The 14309-nt window shown below is 69.8% G+C and carries 12 protein-coding genes and 2 tRNA genes; 11 read left to right on the top strand and 3 right to left on the bottom strand.

What is annotated here, in order from left to right:
- Window positions 1-2: 2 nt before the first annotated feature.
- The gene (locus tag QH948_RS08585; protein ID WP_281144031.1) at window positions 3-1052 is read right to left on the bottom strand and encodes a 3-isopropylmalate dehydrogenase; all 1050 of its coding nucleotides are present in this window, start codon (window positions 1050-1052) and stop codon (window positions 3-5) included.
- A 130-nt stretch (window positions 1053-1182) separates the two neighbouring features.
- On the opposite strand from QH948_RS08585, the gene cimA reads away from it, so the two are divergent.
- The 6 genes from cimA to QH948_RS08555 all read left to right on the top strand — a co-directional run bounded on the left by cimA (window position 1183) and on the right by QH948_RS08555 (window position 5861).
- Window positions 1183-2760, top strand: coding sequence for a citramalate synthase (cimA, locus tag QH948_RS08580; protein WP_281144030.1), 1578 nt, complete (start codon window positions 1183-1185; stop codon window positions 2758-2760).
- A gap of 17 nt (window positions 2761-2777) precedes the next feature.
- Window positions 2778-3608, top strand: a complete 831-nt coding sequence (locus QH948_RS08575) for a fumarylacetoacetate hydrolase family protein (protein WP_281144029.1) — start codon at window positions 2778-2780, stop codon at window positions 3606-3608.
- A gap of 17 nt (window positions 3609-3625) precedes the next feature.
- Entirely contained in the window at window positions 3626-4549 is a 924-nt protein-coding gene (locus tag QH948_RS08570) for a CPBP family intramembrane glutamic endopeptidase (protein ID WP_281144028.1), read from the top strand.
- Between the two features lie 93 nt (window positions 4550-4642).
- A tRNA-Gln gene (locus QH948_RS08565) sits at window positions 4643-4714 on the top strand.
- A gap of 30 nt (window positions 4715-4744) precedes the next feature.
- Window positions 4745-4820 (top strand) — tRNA-Glu (locus tag QH948_RS08560).
- A gap of 93 nt (window positions 4821-4913) precedes the next feature.
- Window positions 4914-5861, top strand: a complete 948-nt coding sequence (locus QH948_RS08555; protein WP_281144027.1) for an alpha/beta hydrolase — start codon at window positions 4914-4916, stop codon at window positions 5859-5861.
- A gap of 121 nt (window positions 5862-5982) precedes the next feature.
- Here the strand turns inward: QH948_RS08555 and QH948_RS08550 are convergent, their stop codons facing one another.
- The gene (locus QH948_RS08550) at window positions 5983-6708 is read right to left on the bottom strand and encodes an IclR family transcriptional regulator (protein ID WP_219083855.1); all 726 of its coding nucleotides are present in this window, start codon (window positions 6706-6708) and stop codon (window positions 5983-5985) included.
- Window positions 6709-6811: 103 nt separating this feature from the next.
- Here QH948_RS08550 and leuC point away from each other — a divergent pair, with 103 nt between their 5' ends.
- The 3 genes from leuC (at window position 6812) to QH948_RS08535 (ending at window position 10977) form a co-directional block, all read left to right on the top strand.
- On the top strand, window positions 6812-8209 hold the full coding sequence (gene leuC / locus QH948_RS08545; protein WP_281144026.1) for a 3-isopropylmalate dehydratase large subunit: 1398 nt from the start codon (window positions 6812-6814) through the stop codon (window positions 8207-8209).
- A gap of 14 nt (window positions 8210-8223) precedes the next feature.
- On the top strand, window positions 8224-8829 hold the full coding sequence (gene leuD / locus QH948_RS08540; RefSeq protein ID WP_281144025.1) for a 3-isopropylmalate dehydratase small subunit: 606 nt from the start codon (window positions 8224-8226) through the stop codon (window positions 8827-8829).
- Between the two features lie 111 nt (window positions 8830-8940).
- Window positions 8941-10977, top strand: a complete 2037-nt coding sequence (locus QH948_RS08535; RefSeq protein WP_281144024.1) for a prolyl oligopeptidase family serine peptidase — start codon at window positions 8941-8943, stop codon at window positions 10975-10977.
- On the opposite strand, the gene QH948_RS08530 is transcribed toward QH948_RS08535, so the two are convergent.
- Window positions 10946-12424 carry a hypothetical protein gene (locus QH948_RS08530; RefSeq protein WP_281144023.1) on the bottom strand — a complete coding sequence of 493 codons (1479 nt, stop codon included), beginning with the start codon at window positions 12422-12424 and terminating at the stop codon, window positions 10946-10948. The two genes, QH948_RS08535 and QH948_RS08530, sit on opposite strands and share 32 nt — an antisense overlap.
- Window positions 12425-13062: 638 nt before the next feature.
- Here QH948_RS08530 and QH948_RS08525 point away from each other — a divergent pair.
- The gene (locus tag QH948_RS08525) at window positions 13063-13332 is read left to right on the top strand and encodes a hypothetical protein (protein ID WP_281144022.1); all 270 of its coding nucleotides are present in this window, start codon (window positions 13063-13065) and stop codon (window positions 13330-13332) included.
- Window positions 13333-13514: 182 nt separating this feature from the next.
- Window positions 13515-14291, top strand: coding sequence for a lysophospholipid acyltransferase family protein (locus QH948_RS08520; protein WP_281144021.1), 777 nt, complete (start codon window positions 13515-13517; stop codon window positions 14289-14291).
- Window positions 14292-14309: the final 18 nt, after the last annotated feature.

The raw sequence follows: 14309 nt of genomic DNA, 5'->3' as shown, positions 1-14309 counted from the left end.
CCTCAGGCCACGCGGGCGGCGATCCGGTCACCGATCTGCGTGGTGCCGAGCTTCTCGCCCCCGCGTTCCGCGATGTCAGCCGAGACGGCCTCGTCGATCCGGCGCGCGAGCTCCGGCCGGCCGAGGTGGTCGAGCAGCAGCGCCATGGACGAGATGGCGGCCGTCGGGTCGGCGATGCCCTTGCCCGCGATGTCGGGGGCGGAGCCGTGCACGGGCTCGAACATCGACGGGTACTCGCCCGTCGGGTTGATGTTGGCCGAGGCCGCGAGCCCGATGCCGCCGGTGACGGCCGCCGCCAGGTCGGTGACGATGTCGCCGAACAGGTTGTCGGTCACGATGACGTCGAACTGCGACGGGTCGACGACCATGGCGATCATCGCTGCGTCGATGTGCAGGTAGTTGGTCGTGACGTCCGGGAACTCGGCGGCGATCTCGGTGAACGCGCGGTTCCACAGGCGACCGGCGTTGACCAGCACGTTGTGCTTGTGGAGCAGGGTGAGCTTCCCGCGGCGGGCCTGCGCACGGCGGAAGGCGTCGCGGACGACGCGCTCGACGCCGAAGTATGTGTTGACGGAGACCTCGGTCGCGAGCTCCTGGGCGGTGCCCACGCGGACGGCGCCGCCGTTGCCGCAGTACAGTCCCTCGGTGCCCTCGCGGACGACGACGAAGTCCACCGTGCGACCCTCGACCAGGCCGGGCGCCAGCGGGGTGGGCACGCCCGGGTACAGGATCGACGGGCGCAGGTTGATGGCGTGGTCGAAGGCGAAGCGCAGCTTCAGCAGCAGGCCGCGCTCGAGGAGGCCGCTGGGGATCGCCTTCGAGCCGGGGGCCGCGCCGACGGCGCCCAGCGCGATGGCGTCGACGTGCTTCAGCTCCTCGAGCACCGAGTCCGGCAGGACCTCGCCGGTGCGCAGCCAGCGCTCGGCTCCCAGGTCGTAGTCGACGAACTCAAAGGTGTCGGGCGCGACCGCGGTGAGGACCTTGATGGCCTCTGCAGTCACCTCGGGGCCGATGCCGTCGCCGCCGATGACGGCAATCTTCGCTGAAGTCATGGCGGGAACCCTACGCGAGCGCGCCTCGGGCCCGCGCCGGTCTCAGAGTGTCCGTCCACTGGGTGAGACATCCCCGGGTGGGCTCTTCGGCGTACTCTGTCCGAGGCCCTCGAACCGATGGAGTGATCAGATGCCGCTTCTTCCCCAACGTCCCGCCGAGTTCCACGTCTTCGACACCTCCCTGCGCGACGGCGCGCAGCAGGAGGGCCTGCGCCTGTCCGTCGCGGACAAGCTGAAGATCGCCGGATACCTCGACGAGCTGGGCGTCGGCTACATCGAGGGTGGCTGGCCGGGAGCCAACCCCAGCGACACCGAGTTCTTCCGGCTGGCCCGCGACCTGGAGTTGGGCACGTCGACGCTGGTCGCTTTCGGGGCCACGCGCAAGGCGGGGGCGAAGGCCGCGGACGACCCGCTGACGCGGGCGCTCGTCGAGGCCGGGACCGACGTCGTGTGCATCGTCGCCAAGTCCCACGACGAGCACGTCGCCAGGGCGCTGCGCTGCTCGCTCGAGGAGAACCTCGAGATGATCACCGACACCGTGCAGTACCTCATCTCCGAGGGAAGGCGGGTCTTCGTCGACTGCGAGCACTTCTTCGACGGCTACCGGGCCAACCCCGAGTACGCGCTCAAGGTGGTCGCGACGGCGCACGAGGCCGGCGCCGAGGTCGTCGTGCTGTGCGACACCAACGGCGGCATGCTGCCGAGCTGGATGGGCGAGGTCGTCGAGGCGGCTGCAGCCACCGGCGCGAAGCTGGGCATCCACTGCCACAACGACACCGGATGCGCGGTGGCCAACACCATGGCGGCCGTCGAGGCCGGCGTCATGCACGTGCAGGGCACGTTCAACGGCTACGGCGAGCGCACCGGGAACGCCGACCTGAGCGCCGTGATCCCGAACCTGGAGCTCAAGTACGGCTGGTCGGTGCTGCCCGAGGGTCGGCTGCCTGAGCTCAGCCGCGTCGCCCATGCCATCGCGCAGGTGGCGAACCAGCCGCTGATCGGCCGCCAGCCCTACGTCGGGGCCTCGAGCTTTGCGCACAAGGCGGGGCTGCACGCCTCCGCGATCAAGGTCGACGCCAACCTGTACCAGCACATCGACCCGGAGCTGGTCGGCAACAGCATGCGTATGCTCATCTCCGACATGGCCGGCCGCGCCAACATCCAGATCAAGGGCTCCCAGCTGGGCTTCGATCTGGACGACCGCGAGCTCGCCGCGCGCGTCACCGCGGTGGTGAAGGACCGCGAGGCGCAGGGCTACTCCTACGAGTCCGCCGACGCCAGCTTCGAGATGCTTCTCCGTGACGAGCTCGGCCTGCTCAGGCTGCCGTTCGAGGTGCAGTCCTGGCGCGTGTTCACCGAGGAGCGCGATGGCCTCAACACGTCGGAGGCGACCGTGAAGCTGACGGCCAAGGGCCGCCGTCAGATGGTCGTCGGCGAGGGCAACGGCCCCGTCAATGCGCTCGACGCGGCCCTGCGTGCCGCGCTGATCCCCGCGTTCCCCGAGGTCGCGGACTTCGACCTGCGCGACTACCGCGTCCGCATCCTCGACGAGGGGCACGGCACCGACGCCACGGTCCGCACGTTGATCGACACCGCGTATGAGGGCAACAGCTGGACGACGGTCGGCGTCGGCACCAACGTCGTCGAGGCCTCATGGGAGGCGCTGTCCGACGCCCTGGCCTACGGGATCATCACGCACCTGGCCTGAGCACTACCCTTGGGGCCATGCGCATTGCACGTTTCGCCACCGCAGGACAGGACCCCGCCTACGGGATCATCGAACTCGCCGTCGACGGGGGAGACCACCCCGACACCATCTCGACGCTGACCGGGGACCCTCTCGCCGGTGTGCCGGTCAACTACACCGGCGAGCGGCACGACCTGGCCGCGGTGCGCCTGCTCGCGCCGGTGATCCCACGCTCCAAGGTGGTGGGCGTCGGCCGCAACTACGCCGAGCACGCCGCAGAGATGGGCAATGAGTTGCCCTCCGCGCCGCTGCTGTTCTTCAAGCCGAACACGGCCGTCATCGGGCCCGACGAGACCATTCTCCGGCCGGAGGGCTGCACGGACCTGCACTTCGAGGGCGAACTGGCCGTCGTCATCGGGTCGAGGCGCACCAGCAGCGGCCGCGACGTGTACTGCAAGCAGGTCCCCGTCGAGCAGGCCGCCGAATGGATCTTCGGCTACACCATCGCCAATGACGTCACCGCCCGCGACTGGCAGGCCGCCGACGACCAGTGGGCCCGCGCGAAGGGTTCCGACACCTTCCTGCCGCTCGGCCCGTGGATCAACACGCACGTCCCGCTGGAGGAGGCCGCCTCGCTGACGATCGAGACCCGCGTCGGCGACGAGGTGAAGCAGTCCGGCAGCACGTCGCAGATGGTGCACGGCATCGCCGAGCTCGTCTCCTACATCAGCGCGTCCATCACCCTGCTGCCCGGCGACATCATCCTCACCGGCACCCCCGCGGGCGTCGGGCCGATGGTTCCCGGCGACGAGGTGCACGTCTCCATCGACGGTCTCGGCACCCTGTCGAACCCGGTCGCCGAGGCATGAGCCAGCCTCCGGCGCCGATGCAGCTGTTCGTCCCGGGGGAGCCGAGCGATCCGCCTGCGGGGCTCAGCTACCCGGAGGCGCTGACGCGCCCCGGACAGTCGCCGGCGCAGCCGGTCTTCGGGCTGCTGCTCGCCTTCTCGGCGTTCGCGCTCATCACCCCGCTCTTCGCGCAGTTGATCCTGCGGGTCGGGCACCTGTTTCGTGGCGGCGAGTGGGCGGACTACCTCGAGGCGGCCAACTCGTACCTCGTGGTGGAGGGCCCCGTCTCAGGGCTGCTCGCGCTCGCTCTTCTCACCCCGATCTGCATGCTCCTGGTGCGCTACGTCAACGGGATCAGGCCCAGGTGGCTCTTCTCCGTCCAGCCGGGGCCGCGCTGGCGCTACCTGCTGATGTGCCTCGTGGTCGCGGTGGTGATTCTGAACGCCGTCCTGTGGGTCGGGTATGCGGTCAAGGGGGTGCCGGAGTTCCACGGCGGCGACGCCGGCTGGCTCGTGTACCTCGTCGCGCTGAGTATCACGTCGCCGCTGCAGGCCGTCGCGGAGGAGGTCTTCTTCCGCGGCTACCTGCTGCAGGGCATCGGCACCGCCGTCGGGCATGGCGCCTGGGGAACCTGGGCGGGAGTCGTCGGATCCGCGGCGGTCTTCGCGATGCTGCACGGGACGCAGAACCCGGCGCTGTTCGCGCACCGCCTGTCTTTCGGGCTCATCATGGGTGCCCTGGTGGTCGTCACCGGGGGACTGGAGGCGGGCATCGCCGCACACGTGGTCAACAACCTCGGCGCCTACGCCTACGCTCTGTTCACCAGTTCCATCGCAGAACTCAAGTCCACCACCGCCATCACGTGGACCGACGCGGCCTTCGACATCGCCGGCTTCGCCATCTTCGCGGTTGTCGCGTGGTGGCTCGGGCGCCGGCTCCAGGTGGCCGTCACCACACCCTGAGGGCCGATTTGGCACGCCCGCGAGAGGTGGTGTAGGGTTCTTTCTCGTGCCCCGGGAATCCGGGACACGCTAGAGATCAAGACATTGATCCCTAGGGGTATGGGGTAATTGGCAGCCCGACGGTTTCTGGTTCCGTTAGTTCAGGTTCGAGTCCTGGTACCCCTGCGGAAGGTGTTACGCTCTCCAAGCGCTCTTGGCCCCGTTGTGTAGCGGCCTAGCACGCCGCCCTCTCAAGGCGGTAGCGCGGGTTCGAATCCCGTCGGGGCTACCAGGAGCAGATGGCCTGGTCAGACTGAGTCTGACCAGGCCATCTGTCATTCCCCGCATCGGTGCTCCCGCCCATCCACGGGAGTACGTTGGGCCGATGACGACCGTCCGGCTGCGCCCGTCGGCGCTCCACTCCCAGCTGCGGAGCTTCTTCCGGTTTGTGCCTAACCCGCCGATCACCCGACCCTGGCTCCTGCGGCTCATGCAGGCCGGCTCGACCAGGGTGAGCCGTCCGAAGCTGCCCGCCTCGATGACCCACCGGTTCGTGCCGCTCGGCGACGGGGCCGGGGCACACGTCTTCGCTCCCCGGGGTCGGCAGCGGCGCGCGGCCGTGCTGTGGATCCACGGCGGCGGGTTCGTCGTCGGGAGCGCATCGCAGGACCATGCCCGCTGCGTGCGCCTGGCCAGGGACCTGGACGTGGTGGTGGTGTCGGCCGAGTACCGCACCGCCCCCGGAAACCCCTTCCCGGCCGCCCTCGATGACGTGCACGCGGCCTGGACGTGGCTCGTCGAGTACGCCGACGAGCTGGGCGTCGATCCTGGCCGGTTGGCGGTCGGCGGTCAGAGCGCCGGCGGCGGCCTCGCCGCGGCCCTGGTGCAGCGCGTCCACGACGTCCCCGGGGCACAGCCGGTCGCCCAGTGGCTGTTCTGCCCGATGCTCGACGACCGCACTGCGGCGGACCGGTCCCTCGACCCGGTCAGGCACTACCTGTGGAACAACCGCTCGAACCGCGTCGGCTGGCGCTCCTACCTTGGCGTCGAGCCGGGAGCCCCCGACGTTCCGCGCTACGCGGCGCCGGCCCGCCGCGAGAACCTCGCCGGGCTGCCGCCCACCTGGATCGGGTGCGGAGACATCGAGCTGTTCCACGGTGAGGACCGTCGCAACGCGGAGGCTCTCGCCGCAGCCGGCGTCCCGATCGTCCTCGACGTCGTCCAGGGCGCCCCCCACGCCTGCGAGTCAATCAGGGGCGGGGCCGCCGTCTCTACGGCCTACCTCCGACGCGCCGAGGGGTGGCTCCGCGGCCACCTCGCCGGAGGCCTGTAACAGCCGGCCGTCGATCAGGGCCAGGGCGCGCCCGACCGCAACGGGCACGTCGGTGGGGTCCGTCTGAGCCTCGAGCATGTGATGCCCGAGGGCGATGTACCACTCGGACTCGCTGTGGGCTCTACTCGGGGGCGCCGCTGCGGCGCAGAACCTCGCTGAGTCGCTCGGCGGCCGCGAGGACAGCGGGCGCGTGCAGTCGGCCGGGGGAGCGGGTGAGGCGCTCGATCGGGCCGGAGACGGAGACGGCGGCTATGAGCTTGCCCGACGGCGCCAGCACCGGTGCGGACACCGACGCCACGCCGGTCTCGCGCTCGGCCACCGACTGGGCCCAGCCTCGACGGCGGACGGCCTGCAGCGTCGCCAGGGAGAACGAGGCGTGGTCGAGCAGCTTCTCGATCTTGTCCGGCTCCTCCCAGGCCAGCAGCACCTGGGCGGCGGAACCGGCATTCATGGGCAGCTGGGCGCCGATCGGGACGGTATCGCGCAGGCCGTGGGGGCGCTCGACGGCGGCGACGCAGATGCGCTGGTCGCCCTGGCGGCGGAACAGCTGCACCGACTCGCCGGTGATGTCGCGCAGCCTGCCGAGGATCGGGCCGGCGGTGGCCAGCAGCGGATCCTCGCCAGCAGACTCCGCCAGCTCGATCAGGCGGGGGCCGAGCACGAAGCGGCCCTGGAGGTCGCGCCCGACGAAGCGGTGGTGCTCGAGCGCGACGGCCAGGCGGTGGGCCGTCGGCCGGGCCAGTCCGGTGGCCGTCACGAGGCCGGCGAGGGTCAGGGGATTGTGTTCGAGTGCAGACAGCACTGCGGCCGCCTTGTCGAGTACTCCGACGCCAGAAGAATCGTCCATATAACGAGAATATCGATCCGCATTGTGGACACGCAACCTCGGAGCAGCAGCCGCCCGACGCATACTGGACCCCGTCAATCAGCCAACAGATGAGCGAGGAGCCATGGGCAGAACCCTGAGCGAGAAGGTGTGGGACGATCACGTCGTCCGGTCGGCCGAAGGAGAGCCTGATCTCCTCTACATCGACCTCCAGCTCGTGCATGAGGTCACCAGCCCCCAGGCCTTCGAGGGCCTGCGGATGGCGGGGCGGAAGGTGCGCCGCACCGAGCTGACGCTGGCGACGGAGGACCACAACACCCCGACGCTCAACATCCTCGCCCCCATCGCCGACCCGGTGTCGCGCAAGCAGGTCGACACTCTGCGCGCCAATGCCGCCGAGTTCGGCGTGCGCATCCATTCGCTGGGCGACAAGGACCAGGGCGTCGTGCACATCATCGGCCCGCAGCTCGGCGTCACCCAACCGGGCATGACGATCGTGTGCGGCGACTCGCACACGTCCACGCACGGCGCGTTCGGCGCGCTGGCCTACGGCATCGGCACCTCCGAGGTCGAGCACGTGCTCGCCACGCAGACCCTCCCGCAGGCGAAGCCGAAGACCATGGCCGTCAACATCAACGGGGAGCTGGCCGACGGCGTCACCGCCAAGGACGTCGTGCTGGCGCTGATCGCCAAGGTCGGCACCGGCGGCGGCCAGGGCTACATCGTCGAGTACCGCGGCACGACCATCGAGAACCTCTCGATGGAGGGCCGCATGACGATCTGCAACATGTCGATCGAGTGGGGCGCCAAGGCGGGCATGATCGCGCCCGACGACACGACGTTCGCCTACCTGAAGGGCCGCCCGCATGCGCCCGAGGGCGAGGACTGGGACGCCGCCGTCGAGTACTGGCGGACTCTGAAGACCGACGACGACGCCACCTTCGACGTCGAGGTCGACATCGACGCCGCCGCGCTGACCCCCTTCGTCACCTGGGGCACCAACCCCGGCCACGGCGTGCCGCTCGGCGGCGTCGTGCCCAGCCCGGAGGACTTCGACTCCGAGGTCGAGCAGGCCACCGCAGCCCGCGCGCTGGAGTACATGGCGCTGACTCCCGGCACCCCGATGCGCGACATCGCGGTCGACACCGTCTTCCTCGGCTCCTGCACCAACGGCCGCATCGAGGACCTGAGGCTCGCGGCCTCGGTGCTGAAGGGGCGCAGGAAGGCCGACAGCATCCGCATGCTCGTGGTCCCCGGCTCCGCCCGGGTCCGCCTGCAGGCCGAGACGGAAGGCCTCGACGAGGTCTTCAAGGAGTTCGGCGCCGAGTGGCGCGCGGCCGGCTGCTCGATGTGCCTCGGCATGAACCCCGACCAGCTCGCCCCTGGAGAGCGTTCGGCCTCCACCTCGAACCGCAACTTCGAGGGCCGCCAGGGCAAGGGCGGACGCACGCACCTGGTGTCTCCCGCCGTCGCAGCCGCCACCGCCGTCGCCGGCCGCCTGGCCGCCCCCGCCGACCTCTGATCCAGGAAGAGAACATGGAACCGTTCATCAACCACACCGGCATCGCGGTCCCGCTGCAGCGCAGCAACGTCGACACCGACCAGATCATCCCCGCCGTCTACCTGAAGCGCATCACGCGCACAGGCTTCGAGGACGGGCTGTTCGCAGCCTGGCGCAACGACCCGGAGTTCGTCCTCAACAGGGAGCCGTTCACCACCGGCACCATCCTGGTGCCGGGCCCCGACTTCGGGACCGGGTCGTCGCGCGAGCACGCCGTCTGGGCGCTGCAGAACTACGGCTTCAAGGTCGTCATCGGGTCCCGCTTCGGCGACATCTTCCGCTCCAACTCGGGCAAGGCCGGCCTCCTGGTCGCGCTCGTGACCGAGGAGCAGGTCCGGGAGCTGTGGGCGGCCATCGATGCCGACCCGGACGTCGAGACCACCGTCGACCTGCCGAGCCAGACCATCACGCGCGGGAACCTGACGCTGAGCTTCACCATCGACGATTACACGAAGCACCGCCTCCTGAACGGCCTCGACGACGTCTCCATGACGCTGCAGCATGAGGAGGACATCGCCGCGTACGAGGCGCGTCGCCCGAGCTGGAAGCCGAAGACGATCCCGGCGCGCACAGCAGGCTGACGCGTCACCGGCACCTGACGGCCCCAGATCCCGTCACGGGATGTGGGGCCGTCTCTCGCGCGACATTGCGCGGGCCGATACCGTGGGCCGGGATTGACTCCGGGAGGCAAGATGGATCCGCATCAGTGGCTCGAGGACGTGGCGGGCGACGACGCGCTCGACTGGGTGAGGGAGCGCAACGCGCTGACCGTGGTCGAGTACGGCTCGAGCGACGACTTCGTCTCTCTGCGCGACGACCTGCTCGCGATCTACGACGCCGACGACCGGATCCCCGTGGTCAGGGCGCGGGGCGAGAGGCTCTACAACTTCTGGCGCGACGGGGAGCATCCCCGCGGGCTCTGGCGCCGCACGACGCTCGACGAGTACCGCAAATCCTCCCCACTGTGGGAGACGGTCCTCGACCTCGACGCCCTGTGTGAGGCGGAGGGCGAGAACTGGGTCTGGCACGGCGCCGACGTGCTGCGGCCGGATCACCGGCGGGCTCTGATCTCCCTGTCGAGGGGCGGCGCCGACGCCGACGTGACCCGCGAGTTCGACCTGGAGACGCTCTCGTTCGTCGACGACGGGTTCTTCCGCCCGGAGTCGAAGGGCGGCCTGTCCTGGATCGACGACGACACGGTGTTCCTCGTGGCCGCCGACGGGCCGGAGGCAGTGAACCTCGCGGGCTACGGGCGACGCGTCCGCCAGTGGCGTCGCGGCACGCCCATCGAGTCGGCGGAGGTGGTCTTCGAGGGCCCTGCCGACAACAACGGCTACGGCATCTACCCGGGCCGCGACCATGCCGAGGGCTTCGAGCGGGACCTGCTCGTTCACTACCTCGACAGCCGCGACACCGCGCTGTACGTGCGGGCCATCGGCGAGCTGGGGTTCACGAAGGTAGAGGCCCCGGACAGCGCCTCCAAGGACGTCCACGGGCAGTGGCTCACGATCGAGCTGCGCGAGCCATGGACCGTCGGCGCAGTCACGTACCCGGCGGGGGCGCTGCTGGTCGCGCGGTTCGACGAGTGGCTGTCGGGGGATCGGCGCACCCTGGAGATGGTGTTCGAGCCGACGGAGACCACCTCGCTGGTGGGGGTGACCTACACCCGTAGCCACCTGGTGCTCAACGTGCTGGACGACGTGAAGAACGCGCTCGTCGTCCTCACCCACGGCGGCGGCGGCTGGTCGAGGCGCCCGCTGGAGGGCGTACCGGAGTTCGGCACCATCGCGGTCAGCGCCGTCGACGGGGACGAGAGCGACGGGCTGTGGCTCAGCGTCAACGACTATCTGACGCCGCCGTCGCTCCTGCTCGGCAGCGCAGACGCGGTGGCTCCCGCGCCGGAGGTCCTGAAGTCGCAGCCGGCCATGTTCGACGCGTCGCGACACGTGGCGGAGCAGCACTTCGTCGTCTCCCTCGACGGCACCCGCGTGCCCTACTTCCTCGTGCGGCCGAAGGATGCTCCCTTCGACGGCTCCACGCCCACACTGCTGTATGGCTACGGAGGGTTCGAGATCCCGCTGCTGCCCGGCTACTCCGGCGGCATCGGCAAGGGGTGGCTGGAGAAGGGCGGCGCCTACGTCGTCGCCAACATCCGGGGTGGCAGCGAGTACGGGCCGCGGTGGCACCAGGCGGCGCTGCGTCAGAACCGGCACCGCGCCTACGAGGACTTCGCCGCGGTCGCGCGGGACCTGGTGACGTCGGGACTCACCTCACCGGCCCACCTCGGCATGATGGGCGGCAGCAACGGCGGGCTGCTGGCCGGCAACATGCTCACGCAGTACCCGGAGATGTTCGGCGCCATCGTGATCCGGGTGCCGCTGCTCGACATGCAGAGGTACCACACCCTGCTCGCCGGGGCGTCCTGGATGGCTGAGTACGGCGACCCGGACGACCCCGCGGACTGGGAGTTCATCCAGGGCTTCTCGCCGTACCACCTGTTCGACGCCGGACGGGAGTACCCGCCGACCCTCATCATGACCTCGACGCGCGACGACCGCGTCCACCCCGGGCACGCGCGCAAGTTCATGGCGAAGATGCTCGAGGCGGGCAAGGACGTGCGGTACTACGAGAACATCGAGGGCGGGCACGGCGGGGCGGCCGACAACAGCCAGGCCGCCCGGATGGACGCCCTGTACCTCACGTTCCTCTGGCGGCACCTGGCGGGCTGAGGCCGTCGGGCGGCCCGTCGCGGCTGGTGCCCTCTCGCGTGACGCGGTAGCGGTAGCCGAGCGGGCTGGTCCACCGGACCTCCCACGACCCGCCGTTGGTCGGCTCCCAGCGCTGCGTCACCTGCCACAGGTCGGCGCTCTTGGCCCTGTGGAGCGTCCTGCCGAACGGGGCGAGATTGCCCAGCCGCGTCTGCCCGCGCCGCCCGTCGATGTAGGCGACGTTGTGGTCCACGTCGAGCCCGGCGCTGTCCCGGTTGGAGAAGGGGAACGGCTCCACGGGGAACGTCACCTGCAGGGCCCGCCGCATGCGGGGCGTAGGGTCGTGACGGTCCTCCGGGGCCATCGCCACGGGATCGAGCACCGGCTGCACCGTGATCCTGGTGCCGGACCCGTTGATGCCCTCGCCGAGCAGCTCCGCCAGCAGGCGCGTGGTGATGTGCCCGGCCGCCTCGACGCGCGCCGCGGGGTCCAGAGCGCCGAGTGAATCGCCGCTGATGTGCACAGCCAGACCGATGCAAGGCGCGGCCAGCCGGAGGTCGGCCTCGCTCACCTCTGCTCCCGGTTCCCTGAGCTCGCATCCCGGTTCCCTGAGCTTGTCGAAGGGCGTTGAGCTTGTCGAAACGTCAACGCCCGCTATGCCGGCAAGCAGCTCGCTGGCCGTCTCCCCACCGAGCGTGGAGGTCACCTCCACCAACGGCGCCTGGCCGCTGGCGCGCTGCAGCAGGGCCAGCGCCATGGCCGGATGAGCCAGGATGCCGAGCGCCTTCGACCGCAGTTCGGCGACGGTCAGCTCGGGGTTGGCCGGGAGCAGGATCTCCGCCAGCCGGTTGACCGTGGCCAGGAGGTACTTCGCGTCGAGGACGCCCATGACGGCTGACAGGTTGACGGCGCCCTCGAAGAATCCCCACACGTACACGCCGCGGGCGGTGCGACGCTCCCGCTCGCGCTCGTACGCGGCGACGGGCTCGGCCTCGATGATGAGCCGGTCCAGCAGCTTCATCGCGCCCGCGTACGAGAGCCTCCGCTGCCGCGGCAGCCACCGCTCGGCCACCTGCTCGGCAACCGTCGCGTCCAGAGCCGCGCAGCGGTGGGCGGCCGCGACCGCCCTGTGCACCTCGATCTCGTCGGCGACGACAGCGGCCAGCACCGACGGGTGGCGGTACTTGAGGCGGACCGCGTCGATGACCTTCGCCGCGGCCGCGTGGGCGGAGATGCCAAGCAGCCCGGCGACCTCCAGTGCGAGGTACTGCGACACGCCGATTTCCTCGACGGTGCCCTTCACGATGCGCTGTCGGTCGGCCAGCGCCTCGATCATCTCCACGTCGTCGAAGCGGTACTCCTCAGCGAGTTCGATGAGGGTCAGCAGGACCCCGGCCTCGTCCCGGCGGCGCGCGCGATCGAAACCGACGAGCCGGTCGGCCGCCCTCTTCACACGCGTGATGTCCATGACCTCACGCTACCTGGAGCCACCGACAGAATCGGTCGACCGTTCTAATCTGTGGATAAGTCTGCCCCGTCCTTGCTGAACTGCCCGCGACTGCGGAGCATGTGAGAGGCTGACCGAGGTCAATGAAGACGGAGTCGCGGAGGAGCGTCCTGCGGAGGCAGAGCTACACGCCATCGGGATCGACCTTGATCCCATGCCAGACCCTGTTCGAGAGATCTTCCGCTGCCGGATGAGGGGCTACAGCGACACCGGGGGATTCGAGTTGACCGCTCTCTATGTGGATCCTTCTGGTGCCAAGGTTGCTGTGGGGCGAAGCGAGCGTGGGTCCTATGTCGATGCCGGTCTCGTCGGGCGGCACGCCTCGCCTGCTGAAGTCTTCCGGGTCACGGACTCCCTGGCGCATGTGGATCTCATGGACCGCGACGGCGAACTGTCCACCCGGATCCTCGCCTACGTCGACGACCCCGTCATGTACCCCTGGTACCCACTCAAGGCCGTCGGCGAGACCCGACACCTGGACGTCACCATCGGGGCTCTGGGCACTGAGGTTGGTCTTCAGCGACCTCGAGGCATACCTGGCATCACAGGACGTACCGGGGAGGAATGGTCGATTCGGACCGCACGTCATCTCCCCGTGGATGTTTGCGCTGTACGCAGGAGATGCGACGGCGGAGGAGGCAAACGGGGCGGCCATGTTCGGCGCCGTGTGTCGGGAGCTGGAGCGTCGATCGAACCGGCTCACGGGGCAGGACTTCTGGTACATCGACGCCGACGCGGGATTCCCGCTCACAGCTGCGGTCTCTATCGATCAGGCCCCGGACCTGACAGCGGGGAACGTTGTCGCGGGCACCTTCGTCATGGTCGCCTCCGACGCTGCGGTAGAGGTGGAGGTCACGCAGCCCCGCTGAGTTGGGGACCGTACGTGCCGTCCGGCCGACACACCACCTGTGCGTGCCGGGTATCCCGGCTCGCACCGCCCGAGCAGGGGACCGGCAACTACGCTTGTTCCCATGCACCACCGCTGGCTTTCCCCGTCGATCCTCGGCCTCGCTGCTCTGGAGCTCGCTCCCCGCCGGGCGGGGGCTGGCGCATGAGCCGCGACCTGGCGACCCGTCCCTGGAAGCGTCCGCTGTCGCAGGTCATCACCGAACCCGCCAGTCGCACGTTCCGCGGGTTGGCCCGGTTCGTCAACGCCGTCGTGCCGCTCGTGGCCAGGCGCCACTGGGAGGGCCAGGAGCACATCCCGCAGACCGGCCCGGTGATCGTTGTCGCGACGCACATCTCCAACGCCGATCCCGTCCTCCTCGGCGAGTACCTCATCTGGTCCGGCCGCTGGGTCCACTTCCTCGGCAAGTCGGACATCTGGAAGGTGCCCGTGCTGGGTTGGCTCGGCAGCGCATGCGAGCAGATCCCCGTCTACCGGAACACCGATCGGGCCTCGGAGTCGCTCGTGCACGCCCGCGAGGCGCTCGTGAAGGGGCAGCTCGTCGCGATCTATCCAGAGGGCACCATCACCCGCGACCCCGAGGGCTGGCCCATGACGGGCCGCCGGGGCGCCGCGCAGCTCGCCCTCATGACGGGCGCCCCTGTGGTTCCCGTGGTCCAGGTCGGATCGGACAAGATCCTCGGCGGTCACCGGATCGAGCTGCGTCGCCTCTTCTCGGGCCGCCACGACGTGTACCTCAAGGCCGGCCCGGCCATCGACTTGGGCGGGTACGAGGGAAGAGAGCTGACCAAGGAACTCGCCGACGAGGTCACCGACCTTTTCCTCGAGACTCTGACCGCGATGCGGGCCGAACTGACCGGCCTCACGCCGCCCGACGGCCGGTGGGACATGCGTGTCGGGGCCCGGGTGGCGGCGCAGTAGAGTAAGCGGCGCACTGAA

It is taken from the genome of Tessaracoccus lacteus (genome assembly GCF_029917005.1).
In the GTDB taxonomy this organism is placed as follows: Bacteria; Actinomycetota; Actinomycetes; order Propionibacteriales; family Propionibacteriaceae; genus Arachnia; species Arachnia lactea.
This window is presented reverse-complemented; position numbering and strand designations above follow the sequence as displayed.

Bases quoted from the DNA above. Each gene is read 5' to 3' on its own strand.
- QH948_RS08585 (WP_281144031.1), bottom strand. From the start codon at position 1,052: ATGACTTCAGCGAAGATTGCCGTCATCGGCGGCGACGGCATCGGCCCC.
- cimA (WP_281144030.1), top strand. From the start codon at position 1,183: ATGCCGCTTCTTCCCCAACGTCCCGCCGAGTTCCACGTCTTCGACACC.
- QH948_RS08575 (WP_281144029.1), top strand. From the start codon at position 2,778: ATGCGCATTGCACGTTTCGCCACCGCAGGACAGGACCCCGCCTACGGG.
- QH948_RS08570 (WP_281144028.1), top strand. From the start codon at position 3,626: ATGCAGCTGTTCGTCCCGGGGGAGCCGAGCGATCCGCCTGCGGGGCTC.
- QH948_RS08555 (WP_281144027.1), top strand. From the start codon at position 4,914: ATGACGACCGTCCGGCTGCGCCCGTCGGCGCTCCACTCCCAGCTGCGG.
- QH948_RS08550 (WP_219083855.1), bottom strand. From the start codon at position 6,708: ATGGACGATTCTTCTGGCGTCGGAGTACTCGACAAGGCGGCCGCAGTG.
- leuC (WP_281144026.1), top strand. From the start codon at position 6,812: ATGGGCAGAACCCTGAGCGAGAAGGTGTGGGACGATCACGTCGTCCGG.
- leuD (WP_281144025.1), top strand. From the start codon at position 8,224: ATGGAACCGTTCATCAACCACACCGGCATCGCGGTCCCGCTGCAGCGC.
- QH948_RS08535 (WP_281144024.1), top strand. From the start codon at position 8,941: ATGGATCCGCATCAGTGGCTCGAGGACGTGGCGGGCGACGACGCGCTC.
- QH948_RS08530 (WP_281144023.1), bottom strand. From the start codon at position 12,424: ATGGACATCACGCGTGTGAAGAGGGCGGCCGACCGGCTCGTCGGTTTC.
- QH948_RS08525 (WP_281144022.1), top strand. From the start codon at position 13,063: ATGTTTGCGCTGTACGCAGGAGATGCGACGGCGGAGGAGGCAAACGGG.
- QH948_RS08520 (WP_281144021.1), top strand. From the start codon at position 13,515: ATGAGCCGCGACCTGGCGACCCGTCCCTGGAAGCGTCCGCTGTCGCAG.